Source organism: Staphylococcus sp. LKG3-1 (assembly GCF_048568385.1).
GTDB classification, from domain to species: Bacteria; Bacillota; Bacilli; order Staphylococcales; family Staphylococcaceae; genus Staphylococcus; species Staphylococcus saprophyticus.
In genome coordinates this window covers 2,356,891-2,373,907 of sequence record NZ_CP183796.1, presented here as the reverse complement: position 1 = coordinate 2,373,907, position 17,017 = coordinate 2,356,891, and the positions used below count along the sequence as shown (strand labels likewise).

The following is a 17,017-nucleotide window of genomic DNA, read 5'->3' as shown; positions in this document are numbered from 1 at the left end:
AATGTCGCAATGCTTGTAATCAATAGCGCATTGTAGCAATATTTGCGCATGCGTTTCGGCTTATATAAGCTATTTACATTGTTTCACTGATATTTATGATTCAGTCAAATCAATACGGTACAATTTAATGTTTTTATCACTTGGTGATGAAGAACTAAATTGATATGATAAATCATTGTCTTGAACATAACCGAAATTACCAGTTACATTATTATAATGCTCACGTGTAACAGCATTACTACCAACAACATTTTTAACCGCTTTGTAAGTTGGACCGTCTGTATCATTATAACTCATAGAAACACGCGTAATTTTACCGTTGTTCTTTTTACCGTCAGCTGTTACAACAAGTACACCATTATCTTTTTTAAATTCATAATAATGTTCTTTGCCATCCGGTCTGTGTGAGTATACGGATACATCATTAGATTTCAATAAGTTTTGAACAGGTTCGCCGATTTTCGCACCTTCTAACGTTGTATCTCCTTGTTGCAGTGATTTAACATTTTGGATAGAGTTACCTGACGCGGCATCAACACTACCTGTGCTCATTCCGGAAAGTGCTAACCCCGATACGATTACTGCTGCAAATAATTTTTTCATAAGCACGCTCTCCTTCTGTTTATAAGTTTCTTTGTGCTCACCCATATTGTACTATAAATGTTACTAAAATAACAGTATTGTTACAATAAGATTACAAAAACAGTGCGACTTGTAATAAAAAATTGCTGCATAACAGCACTTACAAACTTTCATTCATATCGAATTGAAGGTTAATATGTTAATTCTTTTTCATTGTCTTTGATAAATTTTAACACCAAATCTACAAATTTATCTTTTTCTTCAACAAATGGATATAATCCAGACGCAGTAAATGTTTCAAATTGTACTTCACCAATATAATCTCCCACTTCTTTCGCTTCAACAATGGTTGTTCTTTCACCATGTTGACCAGCAATAATCAAAGTAGGTAAATCAATTTCACTTAAATAACTCATGATATTATTGTCATTAAATGAATCTTTGACTGCTTCTAATTCCGCTTCTGTAGCGATACCATTTGTATTATCTACATGTTTTAAGAATTTCTTAGCTTTACGTTTTGAGTAATATAAATGCTTATCTAAAAATTTCTGTTGTTCTTCTTTATCCCAATTTCTAATTTGATTGGCATACCTGCGATATAAACGTTCTTCTGGAGACATATCGTTTAACAGCGTTGGATTTACTAATGTAATTGAGTCAGTCATTTCTGGATACATTGCTGCAAATGCGCTAGCAACAGATCCTCCTAATTCATGACCAATCAATGATGCTTGTGTGACATATAAATAGTCTAATAGCTCTTTAATATCTTCAGCATATTCCTTGAAATCAATATGTTGTGGTTTGTCAGAGTATCCGTGACCTCTTAAATCAACAAGTATAACTTGGTTATCATCAGTAAAATTTTCCTCTATCATATCAAATACTGTTAAATTATCGAATGCAGTGTGAATCATCACTATTGCATTGCCTTCACCACTCGTTCTGTAATTGAGTGCAGTACCGTCGCTTGTTGTAAATAAATTCATTTATTCTCTTCCTTTCTTTGCAATTGGTAATATAGATAATAATTCTTCTGTCGTGTTAATCGTAAAATCAACTTCTTCTGGCAATGGTTCAACATCCACTTCATCATCTTCTTTAAACCACACACTTACCATTCCCATTGCTCTCGCTGGCGCAACATCATTTAATGGGTCATCACCTACATATATTGTTTCTTCAGGTTGAGTACCTAATTGATCAAGCATGTCTTCAAAAATTTTCGGGTGTGGTTTTCGATAACCCACTGTTTCTGAAGTAGATAAGTAGTTTATAGCATCTTCTACACCTAAGGCGTGCATTCGGTATTGTTTAATTTTAGATCTGCCATTGGCGATAACACCTGTTAGATAACCACTTTCTGTTAATTTCTCTAAAGTATACAATGTGTCATAGTATGGAAACACATAGCGATAAAAATGCATTTCAAAATCATTAAACAAGTCTCTCCATGTTAATCGATCGACATGAAAATCTTTAATGATGGCTTTATAAAGTTCTGGTTTATCATGGTCTTCATCATCATCTAACTCTATAAATTTTCTCTTGAAATCTGCTAATTGAATACGTACTAAATAATCATGGAACCGCTCATATTGTTCTTCTATAAATTTCTCGCGTGATTTTTTTCTATCCAAAAGGGTGCCTTCTAAATCAAATACAATCGCTTTTATTTGTGTTAAATCCATTATCATAACCTCTTTAATTAATATGTCACTCTATTAAAATGATATTATTCCCTGTATTTACTGCAATCTGATTTATTTATTTTACCTTAAAATGACTATTCTTGCATTCGCGGTTGTGTCGCCATAATGTAAAACAATACGGGAATCCCCAACAATGCGAGTATAATACTGGCTGGTACTTGGAAAGGGTCTAATACGACACTACCTAACCAATCTGAAAGTACCATAATTGTACCACCAATCACAATATTCAATAACATTTGTTGTCTTAAATTATAATGTGCGCGACTTCTTCGTACGAGTTGTGGAATAACCATCCCAATAAATCCAATAACACCTACATATGCAACAATGACGGCAGTTATGATGGAGGCGATTAACAAGACACTATACGTTACACTACGCACATTAAGCCCCAATGACTGAGCTCGTAAATCACCAAGCTGTAATATTTTAATTTTTGACACCAAGCTCAATAAAATTATCATACCTATGGATAATACAATACCGATATAAATCACTTCGTTATATTCTGCAGATGAGAAGCCACCAAACATATAATTAACGATATTGTTCATTTTTTCTTGATTAAAAATAATGAGCACATATAAAAATGCATTAAATAATGCACCAATCATTATGCCAGCCAAGATTAGTGTTCTAACCGGATACCCTCTAGACATTACACTAGTTAGTGCAATAACCAGTATTAAAGTCATTATGCTAAATAACACTGAAAATATAGGTAACCAAATAAATGAAACACCTATAACGACAGCTAGCCCAGATCCAAATGTAGCACCACTTGCCAATCCTAATGTAAAACTATCTGCAAGCGGGTTGTTCAACAATGTTTGAAACATATGTCCAGCAAGTGTTAAACCAACACCGGCTAACAAGGCTTGTAAAGTACGTGGAATTCTTACTTGATATAATATTGTTTGTGATAGCGTATCACTTATATCACCCAAACCCCAAAATAAGCTCAACAATAAACTAATGATAATGAACACGATCCATAAACACATCGTTTTAGTATACTTCATGTTTTTGCCACACTTTCAAATAAATCTTCACTCTCCTACAATACCATCTGAACACATCGAACACTATCCCATTTATTATAAATTAGTAAACAGAAAAAACACCCTGAAAAGTATGCACAAACAAACTTCAGGGTGTTACTTAAATAATCTTTTTAATTAGAACTCACTACACTGACTATTTTTCATTATAAATTGCATCTCTTAAAGCTTTGAGACCATCATCAATACGAGGTCCTGGTCGAGAAATTTGATCACCATTCACCGCTTCAATTCTACCTTTTTGCACAGCATTTAATGATTCAAATCCGCCTCTCTTGTCGATAATTTGTTGATAATCTTTTTCTGAAATACCCATCGTTGAAATCATCACATCTGGATTTTTCTTAATAATTGATTCTTTGCTAACTTTTTGCCAACCATCTAGATTTGAAAAGCTATTTTTAGCTTTCAGTTGCTTCAACATATCATCAAAAAATGTATTTTTTCCTGCCGTATAAATCTCAGGTTCTGAAGATACTTCCATAAAAACCTTTTGAGATTTTGCGTCTTTTGGCACTGAATTCACAACTTTTTTAATATTATTTTTAGTCTCTTTCACTAACGCATTGGCTTCTTTTTCTTTACCTGTCACTTTACCGACCTGCTTAAAAGTTTCATACATCTCATCAATAGATTGTGCATCTTTAACATAGACCACTTTAACACCACTGTCTTTCAATCCATTCAGTACTTTACCATCTGTTGATTTCTGAGATTCATGTGCAAGTATTAAATCAGGTTTAGCCTTTAATAACGCCTCTTTATTTAATTTCATAGCATCAAACTGTTTTTTATCTTTTACCTCTTTCGGATAGTCATCTACAGTTGATACACCGACCACTTTATCTCCTAGACCCAATTCATACAATATTTCCGTATTACTAGGAATAAGAGAAATAATTCTGTCATATGATTTTTCTGACTGCTCGTTTTTAGTGGATTTGTCAGAATTGGTACTACATGCAGCCAATATAACAGCTAAAATAATAAAAAGATAAATGACTTTAAATTGCTTTTTCATGATATAATCTCCTAGTTTATGATTTGCTTTAATCATATCAAATTTTCATGCGTTTTTTACTATTATTTTTAAAAATAACTATTTAATTTAATTTTTTAAGCTACACATATATATAAACTTTCTATTATTTGATTGATGATAACCCTTAATTAATACTGATTAGAGTCTAATTTCTATATCATTTTAGTCATTGTATTCAAAGTATTCATCTAAAAATGTATATTGATGTGAGGCATTGCCGTTAAAATAATTTTTTCCAAAATTATCCAATAAAGCATGAAATTCATTTGCATCTTGGTTCGTAAAGGTTTCAGGTAATGATACGTTGCGTTTCAATTTGTCATATTGTTCTGTATGTTCATATCCGAGTAAACGATAAATTCTTCTTGTATAACTGTCAGGTATATATTCGATACCTTCAAATACATAAACGATGAGTACATCGGCTGTTTCACTTCCAACACCTTTTATATGCAACAGCTGGTCTCTAAGATTAGAATGATATTTATCAGAAATGGCTTTATAGTCAAAATCGTATTGATGCAACCAACTTAGTAATGCCAGTATGGTTTTCGCTTTATTTTTATAAAATCCACTCGACTTAATTAATATTTGTAGATCTTCTAATTCTAAATTCAAGATATGGTGTGGATCCAATAGAGTAGCTTGTTTTAATGAATCAATGGCATAGGCTGCATTTCGCCAATTCGTATTTTGAACTAAAATCGCTCCCAAAATGATTTCTATTTTCGAATCTGCAGGCCACCAACCTTGTGGCCCCATATGTTTATATAAAATGCGATATAAACTCTCTGTATCCAATGTCATTTTACACACCTCATTTGCACGCTTATTTTCACTAACAAAAAGAGCTAGTAAGATTTATCATGGATGAAACATCCTATCTTCATCCATGATAAATCTGATACTAGCTCCCAATCATTACACTTTCCGATTACATTGTTTCTGGTGCATTTACGCCCACTAAACTTAGCGCATTACGTAACGTTATTCTTACTGCATCTATAAGTGCAATCAATGCTTTTGTTTTTTCAACATCATCTGTTAATACTTTTTCAGCATTATAAAATTTATGGAAGTGTGATGCTAAATCTTGAATATAATTTGTAATTCTATGTGGTGCTCTATTGGCAGCCGCACTTTGAATTGTTGTTTCAAATTCAGCAACTTTCTTCAATAAATCAATCGCTTTATCATTTGTAATCAAGGTATAATCCGCATCTTTAGATGGTGTAATACCTCTTTCAGCAGCTTGTTTCAATATAGAACAAATACGCGCATGTGCATATTGTGCATAGTAAACTGGATTATCTTGTGATTCTTGTTTCGCAAGTTCCATATCGAAATCAAAGTGTGTGTCAGGGCTACGCATTGTGAGGAAATAACGTGCTGCGTCTACGCCAACTTCATCCATAATTTCTCGTAACGTGATTGCATTTCCAGTACGTTTGCTCATCTTAACTTCTTGTCCATCTTGCATTAAACGCACCATTTGCATGATTTGTATTTCAAGACGGTCACTTTCAACACCAAACGTTTCTAATGAAGCCTTAAGACGATTGATATACCCATGATGATCCGCGCCAAATAAATTAATTAACGTATCGTTACCACGTTTGATTTTATCAAAATGATATGCAATGTCTGGTAAGAAATACGTATAATTGCCATCATTTTTAATTAACACTCTGTCTTTGTCATCTTTAAAGTCCGTCGTACGCAACCACGTTGCACCATCTTGTTCATATGTGTAGCCAAGCTCAGACATTTTGTTTAATACTTCTGTAATTTCACCTTTTTCGTATAAAGACGTTTCACTAAACCAATTATCAAAATGCGTATTAAAATCAGATAAATCTGTTCTTAATTTTTCCATTTCATAATCTACGCCTAATTTTCTAAATGTCTTAATACGTTCATCTTCTGACAAATCTTTAAGTTCAGGTTGTTTTTCGGCTAAATCTTTACCAATATTAATGATGTCTTTACCATGATAGCCACCCTCAGGCATTTCAAATGAATCATCTCCAAGCGCTTCAAAATAACGTGCTTCTATTGAACGCGCTAAATTCGTAATTTGATTACCCGCATCATTCACATAATATTCTCTAGTTACATGATAACCAGCCGCAGTTAAAATATTAGCAAGTGTATCACCTACAGCAGCGTTACGTGCGTGGCCAATATGTAGATCTCCAGTTGGGTTAGCTGACACATATTCTAATAATATATTTTTGCCATTTTGTTCGGCAGTGCTACCAAATTTTTCATCTTTATCTATAGCCTCTGAGATAATTTCAGTTAAATAAGCATTATCTAAGTAGAAATTAATAAATCCAGGTCCTGCAATCTGAACTTTTTCAACATTAGCAGCTGTCGTATCTAAATGATCGACAATCGCTTGCGCAATTTCACGAGGATTACGCTTTGCTATTTTCGTCAATACCATCGCGATGTTTGTAGAATAATCACCATTTGCATCGTCTTTAGGTATTTCTATTTTAATATCTGGTATATCACTTGCCTCAGCTAACGCTGCTTTTTGAATACTGTGGTTAATTTCTTCAATCAACGTTTGTTTCACTTGATCAATTATATTCATTTAAGACTGCTCCTTATAAGTAATTTCATATTGGTAAGATCCCATTTTTTCATCATCTTGTATTAAATCATAATGCACTTTTAATTTACCACCATGTTCCGTTACAAAATGCAAAATAGAATGTGTTCGCACAGTTAAAGGTATACGTCCTCCAGTAATTTCATACAAAGTAATCGTATCTTCACCTTCTACAAAATGGAGGTTCATTTTAATTTCACCCTTACGAATGATTTTCACACCTGTTTCTTCAATTTTAACAGTTACATTGACAGCAACACCATCAATTTCTTCTTGATAACGTATAAATTCTGCATTACGTTTTTGCCAATGCCCTTGCGTATTTGCTGTAAATTTCTCTTTATTATCAAATTGTTTAACAACTTGTTTCGTTTGGATATTAACATTGTTTTCCAATGTACGTTTCACCCTAATCTTTTAAAATAATACAAACCATTATAGCATACTTGATAGTCGCTATACAGTTGGTAAATCGTTTTTAAGGATGTTATGCTACATAGCTAAAATCCAATTATCTGTAATAACGCATGACATTAAAAAAGAGGTTCCGACTTTGATAGTCTAAACCTCTTTAAAGCTGTTTTTCAGAACTACTTTCACATTTTATGTGAATGAGTAGTTCTTATGCATTCGTTTTAGCGCACGTAATCCTTAACCATTCTAGTAGTTCTTATGCATGAGCATTTGCACATGTAATCCACTCAAAATTTTAGTAGTCCTTATACATGCCCTTTAATTAGGGAAAATATGGTATCAAGCATCTGTGTCTTAATAGGATACGTAGGGCTATGAAAGATTATTTAAAATTCACTTTCTGTCCTACATCCCTATACCTATTATTTACTTGCTAATGCTTCATGTAATGCTTTATCTGAATTATTCCACATAGCTAAATCATGTGTTTGTAGAAAATCTTTCAAAACTGCTTTATTGTCCTCACCAATATGATCTATATCGATTTGATGTTTCATTGATTTATCCATCATATTAACATGTTCAGGCATGCTTTTGTACCCTCTGCGAATGCTCTTATTCACTAATAAATAACATCCTGTCACGCCAGCATAGTAAGGTCCATTTTCGCCTCTTTCAGTCGTAACCCAACATAACCAATATGCCTTGGCTTCGTCACCTTCTACAACTTCTTTCTCTTTAATCCATTTAACACCTTTTTCTACACTTGAACGTGCGTGCATACCACCAATATCAATAAAGGCTTCTTTATTTTGAACATCAATAAAGACAGGTGCCACATTATCCAAACTGATAGAACCTATATTTGTACCTTTGTGCCCATCAAGTGGGTCATTCTTAATAATGTTAAATTTAAATCCTTTATTTCCAGCCACTCACGTGCACCTCCCAAATTATCTAAGTCATTTATTTCATTTTACCTGTTATCATATTATGAATTCAATTCATCTAATATACTATTAATTGCATTTTTTACATGATCATCTTCAATATCCGCAATGAGTTCTTTTGGATAATATAATTTATAATCTTCTCGATTAATTCCTGTAATACTATGGATAACCAATGATTGACTACTAATTTCACGAATTTTTCCATTACGTTTTAGTAAATGAATCGGCTGTCTATTTGATCCAGGTCTATCATAATCATATGGTAAATCTGAGAAGGACTCACTGACAAAATAATAATTCGGATCTATATCTGCTTGAATAAACAAATCAGTTAATTCTGAGATTGTTATAATCGAACCATCAAAAGGCATATATTTTAATAAATCTCGATTGATAAAACGTCGTGATAAATCACTCAAGATGGGATCTTCTTCTTTCACCCATGCCTTTAAGTAATATAAGACAACCGCTTCATCTAAATCTACATATTGTTCAATTGTCATGGATTCTTCGAAAAATGGTACGAAATCTGTTGGATACATTTTAAAAGTATAGCCTTCATTGTACAAGTATTTCGCACGTTTCAAACAATTATTTAATAACACTTCTCCTCCTCTACTGACTGGGTGAAAATAAATTTGCCAATACATTTGATAGCGACTCATGATAAAGTTCTCTACTGCGTGCATACCACTTTCTTTAATCAACACTTCATCTTTAGATGGACGCATCAATCTCAAGATACGTTCCATATCAAATTCTCCGTATGATACACCGGTAAAATAAGCATCTCTTTGTAAATAATCCATTCTATCAGCATCAATTTGTGAAGATATCATGGAGATGACTAATTTGTTATCGTGTGTTTTATTAATAACATCTGCAACTTGTTGTGGAAAATCATCCGAAACACGACTTAATACTTCGTTAACTTCCGTCGGACCCGTAATAATTGCCTGTGTAAATGCTTCATGATCCGTGTTAAATATCTTTTCGAAACTATGAGAAAAAGGCCCATGTCCTAAATCATGTAATAATGCTGCACATAAGGCTAACGGGCGATCTTCGTTATTCCATGCTTCTCTTCCATTAAATGAATCATCAATTAACCTACGTACAATTTCATATACACCCAACGAGTGGCCAAATCTACTATGTTCTGCCGTATGGAATGAAAGATATAATGTGCCTAATTGCTTTATACGTCTTAGTCTTTGAAATTCTTTCGTCTTAATCAAATCCCAAATCACTTGATCTCTGACATGGATATACCTATGAATTGGATCTTTAAACACTTTTTCTTCTGGTAATTTTTGTGTAGCATATGTTGTAAATGTCAATGTAGTCCTCCTATCCATATCCTATACTTATGCAGACTAATTTATTATCTTACGCATTAACGCTAAATCCATGGCTTCACCATACATAACATGCGTATATGAACGTAATTTTTCAAAGCCTTTTTGCTCATAAAACGAAACAGCTTCATCATTCTTATTATCGACTTCTAAGAAGACTTCTTTATATTCATCGTTGAAATAACTTAAACCTTCAGTTAATAATTCAGAACCATAGCCATGATGTTGCCACAATGGACTTACATAATGTGCTGATAAAAATAATTCAGAACCATAAATAAAATTCGCAAAACCAATAATATTTTCATCTTCTTCTACGACTAAAAACAATTGATCTTCCAATCGTTTTAATAAATGTTGTTCATTATATGAAGCAGCCAATAACTCATTTACAGTTTTAGCCGCATAAATATTCATGTACGTATTATACCAAGCTTTTGTTGCTACATCTCTGATGCCTACAACATCTTGCGGTGTTGCTTTTCTAATTTTATGCATGTTGTTCTCCCCCTATTTAGATAGGTCATAATAGCTACATTATATCATAATTTTAGTATTCAAAATACTTTAGCTATTTATATAAAAATAGCTTGGGCAATATTATAATTCACCCAAACTATCTATGTTATATTTAGTTCTTCCCAAGTGTTAGTTGCCATTCTTTTGCACGTGACAGTGCATAAACATCTTTTTCAATATCTCCCGGTCTTTCAGCTGTACCAATAATATAGCCCCCTAGACTCGCACCTAGAAACTCTAAACTATATTTAACTTGTGTGATGCATGGTTTGGCTTTGACTTTAGGACAATCGCCACCAACGATAATAAGTCTAAAATCTTTCTTAGACATCTTATCTTTAAAGTCTTTATAATTTAAATCCAATAAAGTTTCAGACCAATGATCAAAAAATGCCTTCATTGATGCCGATAAACTATACCAATAAACTGGCGAAGCAATTATAACTGTGTCACTTGCTAATACTTTATCTATAATCGTCTTATAGTCATCCGCATATGAATCTATGCTTTTGTCTACGTGTCTATAGTCTCTAACCGGATTTAATTGATATTGCGTTAAGTCTATCCATTCGTAGTCGTATCCAGCTATGGCCATCTTAGTTAAACGTGCAGTATTCCCTTCTGGTCGACTGCCTCCAAATAAAACTGTGATCATAATAATCTCCTTCTACTACTCATTTTATATTCCCTTCAAAAATTATAAATATACATTTCCATAAAATCATTAAACTTAATTAATAATTCTACACTAAAAAGTACAATTACTAAACAGTTTACTTAAAATAGAATAATAAATTAAATTATTTGCTCAAAAATTGAACTTATAACCCCTACTATAAATGTATATTTTTAAAAAGATCTTTATAAATATAAAAAGTAGATAAACATAATACATGTTCACCTACTTTTATTTTTTTATTTTATAGGAAATAATTTTTCGATTTTTTCAATCTCTTCTTCAGTTAATTCAACATCTAAAGTTGTTAAATTATCAACGACCTGATTTGGACGCTTAGCACCTGGAATAACAATATCTAATGACGATTTTGTTAAATAAAATGCCAACACAATGTGTGCAACATCCACTCTGTGGTTATCAGCAATATCACGTAGTTGATCAATTTTCTCTAAATTTTCTTTGAATTTTTCACCTTGGAATTCTGGATTTTTAGCACGAATATCATCAAATGTCGAATTTTCATTATATTTACCTGCTAATAAACCAGAAACGAGTGGGAAATATGGAATAAACGTGATGTCGTGTTCTGAAGTATATTCAAAAATATGCTCATTTTCACGATTTAATAAATTATATTCCATTTGTACAACATCTACCAAGCCATCTTTATTCGCTTCTTTTAATTGTTCTAAATTGAAATTGGACACCCCAATCGCTTTGATCTTACCTTCATCTTTGAGCTCTTTTAATGCTGCGACAGCTTCATTCTTAGGCGTGTCCTCATCCGGGAAATGTATATAATATAAATCAATATAGTCCAACTGCAGACGTTTTAAACTTTGCTCAACCTGATCTTTTAAAAATTGAGGATCATTTGAATATTTTACATTACCATCATCATCAAAATAGTGTGCGCCTTTAGTAGCAATTGCAAAATCATCTCTACCAAATTCTTTGACCGCTTCACCAACGAGTTCTTCTGAACGCTCTGGTCCATAAATATAAGCTGTATCTATCAACGTTATACCATTTCTCACTGCGGTACGTACAGTTTCTTTACCTTGTTCTTCATCTAAATCATTATAGAAATTATGTCCGCCTACTGCATTTGCACCTAATGCGATAGGTGTTACTTCAACATTTGACTTACCAATCTTTGTTTTCTTAGTCAATCTAGCCCAACTCCTTCTATAATTCTCTTATATTTTACACATAGCGATGTATGTGCTATCCACAGCAATTGATTTAACCATATATCACTGTTATTTTTACAAGTAGTTATACTCTACCCTCTTTCTTTATATTTAAAATAAAAACGTAAGTAATAGATATTATCTAATATGATATCTATTTAAAATTTAGCATGATTACGCTATAAAACTAAACATATTTGCTTGATTACGACATCAAATTTTCATACCTATTATGTTTTTTAAAAGCGTATATTGAAAAAATGGGATTACGGCATCAAATATAATTGGTTGATTTCGTAATCCCATCCACGTCCGGCTTTTGAACTATATAGTATTCATTTTATTTTCGTACTTTATTTTATTAAAGCCTTCCCAGCTATTATTTATGTTTTCTTTGCGCTAACTTTTCTTTTAATTTTCTATCTTGTTCTTCTTTACGACGTTTACGTTCTTCATTACGTTTTCTTAATCGTTCTTCTTCTTCAGGGTCTCTCGGTTTCTGTAATTGTTTTTCCACTTTTTCCATAAGTTCATCTTCTGTGAGTGCAGCGAGTGGACGATTATTAACAAAAGCAAACGTTTTTCGGCGACCCGGTCCACAATACGACTGACAGCCAATTTCTATTTCAGCTTCAGGATCTAATTTCGTTAACTTTTTTTCTAATGACTTACAGTTTACCCCTTGGCAATCATCACAAATTAAAAATTTATTTTGCAACTACACCCATTCCTTTCTTATGGTTTACAGTTTATCAAAACAGCTTAAATATCATTTCACAATGTAAACATTCATTTATATGTATCATCATAAGGTTTATGATGCCTTACTTAATATGTATTTTAGATTTTACAACTCTAATTATTTTACTCTATTTTATTAAAATTTCAAGTTTATATTCTTTTAATATCAACATTCAAAGGGACAAGTTAGTATCATCACAATGTAAATGACGATACTAACTTGTCCCTTTATACTTAATATAACTATTGATAGAATTTACGTCCACCATAAATCTGGTGCATGATTTTCAATATTAACCGATTTCAAATTATTCACTGCTTTATTAAATCCTTCTTCAATTGACATAATTGGATCCTCATGTTCAATGCTCACCACATAATCATAACCATTTATTCTTAATGCACTAATCATGTCTCCCCATTCTTGAATATTATGACCATATCCTACTGTTCGAAATGTCCAGGCTCTCGTTTGTATATTGCCATATGGCTGCATATCCGTTAAACCGTACATATTCACATTCTCTTGGTCAATATATGTGTCCTTTGCATGAAAATGATGAATTGCATTTTCTTTTCCCAATATTTTTATTGCAGCTATTGGATCAATACCTTGCCACCACAGATGACTTGGATCTAAATTCGCACCAATAGCATCATTGGTTGCCGCTCTTAATTTTAATAGTGTATGCGGTGTATGAACTAAAAAACCAGCATGAAGTTCTATACCAATTTTTATATCGAGTGACTTTGCATAGTCAGCAACATTTTTCCAGAAAGGGACAAGTTTTTCATCCCATTGCCATTCTAGAATATTAGTGTACACTGTTGGCCATGGTGTAACAGGCCAATTAGGATACTTTGCTGAGTCATCCGAACCAGCCACTCCCGAAAACGTATTTACCACTGGTACGTTTAACAGCGACGCTAATTTTATCGTTTTGTATAAAGTATCATGCGCTTCTTGAGCTTCTCTTTGATCTGGCGAAATAGGGTTATTGTGACAACTCAATGCACTAATTTCTAATCCACGCTGCTGAATCGCTTCAATAAATGATTTTCTTTGAAATTCATCATTTAGTAGGTCATCTAATGCACAAAACTGGTCTCCTGGATTGCCTCCTGTCCCTATTTCAAGCATTTTCACACCTGATTTTGCTACGTAATCTAACATTTCTTCAAATTCTTTGTCTTGAAATAACACGGAAAACACACCAATTTTCATAAAAAAACCTCCATAAAAGTTATACCTTTGCCAGTCGAACACTTTGTCCAATTTTGCTACTTTGATAAATCGCGTCTATCAGTATATTGATTTGCATCGCTTGCATTGGTTGAACAACAAGAGACTCATAACCAAGGCAACTATCCACAAAATTCTTTGCTTGTCGTTGTGCAGCTATTTCTTCATCATGTTCTGCTTGTGCTTGTTCAATAAAATAAGTGCCTAGTCTGGGTTGATAAATTTCAAAAGGATATAGATTTAAGCCACCATCTACACCAGAAATGCTTAAATGTCTCATATCTTCTTTAATATTGGCTGACCAAGAACATTCAAATAAAAGCGTTGAGCCATCATTAAAAGTAATATAACTTGTCACGTGATCGTCTACATCAAATGATTCATTATCAAATGCGCCCCAATCATTTATTTGATTGGGTATTTTACTAAGTCGATTGTATGTTTTTCCAATCACTTCTACTGGTGCGATATCGTTTAATAGCCAAAGTGATAAATCAAGCATATGACATCCATAATCAATTAAACTACCTCCACCTTGTAGTGCTTTGTTTGTAAAAACACCCCATCCGGGTACTTTACGTCTACGCATTGCTTGTACACGTGTTACTAATGGATCGCCTAAAACACCCTTATCAACAGCATTTTTGGCATTGATTGCAGCATCTGTAAAGCGATAATGATAGCCTATAGCAAGTGTTTTATTGACTTTTTCTGCAGTATTTATCATTTTTTCACATTCTGATGGATTCATAGCCATTGGCTTTTCACAAAATACATGTACACCAGCTTCTAAAGCAGCAATGCTAATTTCTGCATGATATTTATTAGGTGTACATACAGCGACAGCGTCTACATGTTCAAATATAGCGTGATAAGTTTCATACACATTTTGAATTTGATGACTTTGAGCAACGCTTTTAGCTAATTCAAAATTAATATCTTGAACTGCTACAACATCAGCCAAATGATTTAATTGTTGAAAAGCTGGTATATGCCTATTACGTGCAATACCACCACACCCAATAATACCTATCTTTAATTTTTCCATAACAAGATGCCCCCAGAATTATTTTTCTGATATTTTCTCTAACGGTATCGCATTACCATACTCATGTTTAGGTGTCCCACTACTGTAAGCCCATACTATGCCATTTTTTATAACTTGTTGGACATTCGTATTGTAATATGTTGGGTAGCTTTCGTGTCCCGGCCTGAAATAAAATATTTTGCCATTACCTCTTTTAAACGTTACACCACTTCTAAATACTTCTCCGCCCTCAAACCAACTTATAAATACTGTTTCATCTGGCGTTGGAATATCAAAATGTTCTCCATACATTTCTTCTTTTTCTAGTTCAAAATGTGATTCTATGCCTCTTGTGATGGGATGTGTTGGATCAACAACCCACAAACGTTCTTTTTCATCTGCCTCCCTCCATTTTAAATCACACGACGTACCCATTAAGGATTTGAAAATTTTTGAAAAATGTCCAGAATGTAAGACTACAAGCCCCATGCCGTCTAATACACGCTGCTTCACCTTCTCTACTATTAAATCCTCTACTTCATCATGTGCCTTATGCCCCCACCAAACAAGTACATCTGTCTGCGATAATACTTCGTCAGTCAAACCATGTTGTGGTTCATCTAATGTTGCTGTAGTTACGTTATGCTCAACATTCAAAAACGATGCGAGCGCATGATGTATACCTTCGGGATAAACTGCTTTTACTGTTTCATTTTCTTTCTCATGTCGATATTCATTCCAAATTGTAATATTCATAAAATGTCTCCTATTCATTTGATTTATCGTTTAAATATACAGCTTTACCTGTTTTCGCTGATTCATATATAGCTTCTAAAATTTGAGTGACAACGAAAGCCTCATGTGGTTTAACTATGGGTTCTGTATCGTGAATGATATTATTTATCCAAGCACGTGCTTCTTCCTCTGCTTCGTCTATTGTTTCACCTTCATAAAAATCTACCCCTGTATTTTCTAATTCAATTTCAGATGTATACAACGTTTCTAAATCTTCACCATGAATACGTAGACCATTTTTCATATCTGCTCCACCATCTGTACCTGATAAAGAACATTTAGCTTCATCAACTTCTAAGGAATTAAGCGCCCAACTCGTTTCTAATATAATCGTGGCACCATTTTTCATTTTGATAAATCCAAATGCAGAGTCCTCCACAGTAAATTTACTTGGATCCCATGGTCCCCATGCATTTGCTGCATTCGCATGATTCCCTAATTTATGGAATGTTGAGCCCATCACCGATTCAGGTTCATAATTATCCATCATCCATAACGTTAAATCTAATGCATGTGTCCCGATATCAATTAGGGGGCCACCACCTTGCTTTTCTTCATCTAGAAAAACACCCCACGTTGGAACTGCGCGTCTGCGAATAGCATGAGCTTTACTGAAGTAAATTTCTCCTAAATCTCCACGTTGTGTTACTTTATGCAAATACTGACTGTCTGCTCGAAATCTATTTTGATAACCTATTGTCAATTTTTTATTATTACGGACTGACGCATCAATCATTGCCTGCGCTTCAATAGAAGTTTTTGCCATAGGTTTTTCACACATTACGTGTTTACCTTCATCTAATGCTGCAACTGTAATTTCTTGATGTGTATTATTCGGAGTACAAACATGTATCACTTCTATATTGCTGTCTTTTAATAATGCTTTATAATCTTCATATGCCTTTGCATTATTGCTACCATAGTTTTCTGCAGCCTTATATGCTTTAGCAATGTCAATATCGCAAAAAGCAACCATCTCTACTTCAGTGATTTTTTCTAAACTTGGTAAATGCTTTCCATTAGCTATACCGCCACAACCAATAACACCAACTTTTATTGTCATCGTCTCATC

The 17,017-nt window shown here is 33.3% G+C and carries 18 protein-coding genes; all 18 read right to left on the bottom strand.

All coding sequences use genetic code 11. The features are described from left to right. Window positions 1-93: 93 nt before the first annotated feature. Complete coding sequence (locus tag ACM595_RS11740) at window positions 94-603, bottom strand: SA0570 family protein (RefSeq protein ID WP_041079760.1); 510 nt, start codon at window positions 601-603, stop codon at window positions 94-96. A gap of 170 nt (window positions 604-773) precedes the next feature. Continuing rightward, on the bottom strand, window positions 774-1,574 hold the full coding sequence (locus ACM595_RS11735; protein ID WP_002484047.1) for an alpha/beta fold hydrolase: 801 nt from the start codon (window positions 1,572-1,574) through the stop codon (window positions 774-776). Then, window positions 1,575-2,276, bottom strand: coding sequence for an HAD family hydrolase (locus tag ACM595_RS11730; RefSeq protein ID WP_002484048.1), 702 nt, complete (start codon window positions 2,274-2,276; stop codon window positions 1,575-1,577). Between the two features lie 95 nt (window positions 2,277-2,371). Beyond that, window positions 2,372-3,322 carry a FecCD family ABC transporter permease gene (locus ACM595_RS11725; protein ID WP_419744313.1) on the bottom strand — a complete coding sequence of 317 codons (951 nt, stop codon included), beginning with the start codon at window positions 3,320-3,322 and terminating at the stop codon, window positions 2,372-2,374. A 175-nt stretch (window positions 3,323-3,497) separates the two neighbouring features. After that, window positions 3,498-4,382: an ABC transporter substrate-binding protein gene (locus ACM595_RS11720; RefSeq protein ID WP_069821730.1), complete on the bottom strand. Its 885-nt coding sequence runs from the start codon at window positions 4,380-4,382 to the stop codon at window positions 3,498-3,500. 183 nt (window positions 4,383-4,565) lie between these two features. Then, window positions 4,566-5,210 (bottom strand): endonuclease III domain-containing protein, encoded by a 645-nt coding sequence (locus tag ACM595_RS11715; protein WP_115343908.1) that lies wholly within the window; start codon window positions 5,208-5,210, stop codon window positions 4,566-4,568. Between the two features lie 127 nt (window positions 5,211-5,337). Beyond that, window positions 5,338-7,005 carry an arginine--tRNA ligase gene (argS, locus tag ACM595_RS11710; RefSeq protein ID WP_002484052.1) on the bottom strand — a complete coding sequence of 556 codons (1,668 nt, stop codon included), beginning with the start codon at window positions 7,003-7,005 and terminating at the stop codon, window positions 5,338-5,340. Then, window positions 7,006-7,419, bottom strand: coding sequence for a DUF1934 domain-containing protein (locus tag ACM595_RS11705; protein ID WP_011303752.1), 414 nt, complete (start codon window positions 7,417-7,419; stop codon window positions 7,006-7,008). 440 nt (window positions 7,420-7,859) lie between these two features. Beyond that, window positions 7,860-8,372, bottom strand: a complete 513-nt coding sequence (locus ACM595_RS11700; RefSeq protein WP_002484054.1) for a YwhD family protein — start codon at window positions 8,370-8,372, stop codon at window positions 7,860-7,862. Window positions 8,373-8,428: 56 nt separating this feature from the next. After that, entirely contained in the window at window positions 8,429-9,748 is a 1,320-nt protein-coding gene (locus tag ACM595_RS11695; protein WP_172606394.1) for an HD domain-containing protein, read from the bottom strand. A gap of 18 nt (window positions 9,749-9,766) precedes the next feature. After that, window positions 9,767-10,246 (bottom strand): GNAT family N-acetyltransferase, encoded by a 480-nt coding sequence (locus ACM595_RS11690; RefSeq protein ID WP_115343909.1) that lies wholly within the window; start codon window positions 10,244-10,246, stop codon window positions 9,767-9,769. A gap of 133 nt (window positions 10,247-10,379) precedes the next feature. Continuing rightward, complete coding sequence (locus ACM595_RS11685; protein ID WP_115343910.1) at window positions 10,380-10,922, bottom strand: flavodoxin family protein; 543 nt, start codon at window positions 10,920-10,922, stop codon at window positions 10,380-10,382. Window positions 10,923-11,182: 260 nt separating this feature from the next. Continuing rightward, a complete protein-coding gene (locus ACM595_RS11680) occupies window positions 11,183-12,118 on the bottom strand; it encodes an aldo/keto reductase (protein WP_041079767.1) in 936 nt (311 codons plus the stop codon). Window positions 12,119-12,518: 400 nt separating this feature from the next. After that, a complete protein-coding gene (locus ACM595_RS11675) occupies window positions 12,519-12,857 on the bottom strand; it encodes a DUF1450 domain-containing protein (RefSeq protein WP_002484059.1) in 339 nt (112 codons plus the stop codon). 279 nt (window positions 12,858-13,136) lie between these two features. Continuing rightward, a complete protein-coding gene (locus ACM595_RS11670) occupies window positions 13,137-14,105 on the bottom strand; it encodes a sugar phosphate isomerase/epimerase family protein (RefSeq protein ID WP_002484060.1) in 969 nt (322 codons plus the stop codon). Between the two features lie 19 nt (window positions 14,106-14,124). Next, complete coding sequence (locus ACM595_RS11665; RefSeq protein ID WP_002484061.1) at window positions 14,125-15,171, bottom strand: Gfo/Idh/MocA family protein; 1,047 nt, start codon at window positions 15,169-15,171, stop codon at window positions 14,125-14,127. An 18-nt stretch (window positions 15,172-15,189) separates the two neighbouring features. Further along, the gene (locus ACM595_RS11660) at window positions 15,190-15,906 is read right to left on the bottom strand and encodes a ThuA domain-containing protein (protein WP_002484062.1); all 717 of its coding nucleotides are present in this window, start codon (window positions 15,904-15,906) and stop codon (window positions 15,190-15,192) included. A 10-nt stretch (window positions 15,907-15,916) separates the two neighbouring features. Next, complete coding sequence (locus ACM595_RS11655) at window positions 15,917-17,008, bottom strand: Gfo/Idh/MocA family protein (RefSeq protein ID WP_002484063.1); 1,092 nt, start codon at window positions 17,006-17,008, stop codon at window positions 15,917-15,919. Window positions 17,009-17,017: the final 9 nt, after the last annotated feature.